Source organism: Alitiscatomonas aceti, from assembly GCF_025567195.1.
Classification (GTDB): domain Bacteria; phylum Bacillota; class Clostridia; order Lachnospirales; family Lachnospiraceae; genus Alitiscatomonas; species Alitiscatomonas aceti.
This window is the reverse complement of record NZ_JAOQJF010000076.1, coordinates 1-1,832: the sequence shown is the minus strand read 5'-3', so window position 1 is coordinate 1,832 and position 1,832 is coordinate 1. Positions and strand designations below refer to the sequence as shown.

The 1,832-nt window shown below is 46.2% G+C and carries 1 protein-coding gene; it reads right to left on the bottom strand.

Annotated elements, in window-relative coordinates; translation table 11 throughout:
* Positions 1–109: 109 nt before the first annotated feature.
* Positions 110–1,411: an IS110 family RNA-guided transposase gene (locus tag OCV69_RS16515; RefSeq protein ID WP_158359821.1), complete on the bottom strand. Its 1,302-nt coding sequence runs from the start codon at positions 1,409–1,411 to the stop codon at positions 110–112.
* Positions 1,412–1,832 lie beyond the last annotated feature (421 nt).

The following is a 1,832-nucleotide window of genomic DNA, read 5'->3' as shown; positions in this document are numbered from 1 at the left end:
AAAGCATTCTGGTGATATGTCAAGAACCTTTTGAAAAAGATTTTGATGTGTCTTTCCGAAAAAAGGGTAACCTTAATAGACCTTCGGTATGTATCTCAAAAACCGAATGTCAGTTCGACCAGGTATTATATTCGGTGTCCAGCTTTTCGCCGGTGTACAGTTGGTTTTTGGCCAGCAATCCAAAAACGAGTCGTACTAATTTACGAGATGTAAGCGCGAGTGCTCTTTTGTGCTGATGTTTGCATACCTCAGCATATTTTCTGGCATAGAAATCAGCATATTCAGGGATATGCTTCCTGACGCTGTTTGCCGCTTCGCCAAGATAGTAGCGAAGATAGGGATTCCCTGCTTTCGACATTTGGTTATCCTCAGAAATGAAATCTCCGGAATCCCCCTTGGGCCAATAAAGCCCGGCATATTTGGCAAGAGCATCGGACGAATGAAACGCTGTAATATCGCCGATTTCTGACAGGATCCCGGATGCCCATACCGGACCGATTCCGGGTATGGACTGAAGGATGAGCAGAGCGTTTGTGTTCATTCCCTTGATGCATTTGTCAATCGCCTGCTCGATTAGCCTGATTTCTTTCTGATAGGCCTGGATGCAGTTAAATGAGCTTGCCAGTGAGATGCTCAATGGTTCATACATGCACTTGTCCAGGCGGTAGGAATCTCTGGCCGCCTTCCGCAAAAGCTCGGAAGTTTTGGACAGGTCAGAGATGCGGTTCCTGCTCTTTTGTGCAAGAAAGGCAAGCAGATCCTCTTCCGGCATATTGATGATTTCCTGTGGAGACAGGAATTCCGTCAGGATGGCTGAGGACGTGGCACCATAGAGATTGCCAAAGGGCTTGTCATCCCCTTCCAGGAGTTGAAGTTCACTGAACTTCAGATAGAGATTCGAGACCATATAGGTCTTCTCTCTGGTGATGCATTCAGAAAGGTGCATACGGTGCCTTGTCAGACGTTTCAGGGCAATGAACAGCCCGCCGCGCCATGGTTCCAGCTTTTTGGTACGTCCTACCCTTCCAAAGTCCGCAATAAGATAGGCATCTGTGGGATCGGTTTTTTCCATTCCGATATAGGACTTGCGGTAGTTCGCAGTGGCCTTTGGGTTTACACAGAAGACGTAGGGCTTGTAGGGCATGAGGACCTCGCTGGAAGCCAGGAAGTTTGAAATATGGACGCTGTATACAGAAGTAGATTCCAGGACAATAAGAAGGGTATCCAGATGTTTATGCTTCTGCATACATGCGACGATCCTATTTACAAGTTCATCAGCCCCGGGCTGATTATTGCCAAAGGATGTTGAGAGATATTTGTTTTCCTCAAAGTCCATGGCATAGACAGAGTTAGTTTTTGAACTTACATCAATACCAACAAACAAGGTGGACATATAGTTGATCTTTAACATGATATCACCTCCATTCCGATAAGGATTTGTGAAGCCTGAAGCAAAAGGTTTATCCTGTGCCGCATACGGTGACCGAACCCTCGCGTAATGAGCATGCACCCAGTCAGCCATTCTTGCTGGGGCTAACGGCTGGGGATGAAACTTCTGTGTCAGCGGAATGTGCCGTATGAGCCAGGCTGAATGCTTTCAAAGCAGTCGCGGACAAAGCCGGCTGAAAGGAGGAACAGCAGTGCCTTTGGACATCAGACTCTGCCTGATATCATACCACAGGATCTACCTATATAGAAATGTAACTGTCAACTGTATAGATGGGAATCGGGATGAGGGGAGTACCTCGTAGAAATCCTTACCATTTATACCAAAAAAAAGAATAAGTCTGTAAGCTGTTTTCTTGCTTACAAACTTATTATACGAGGAGGGA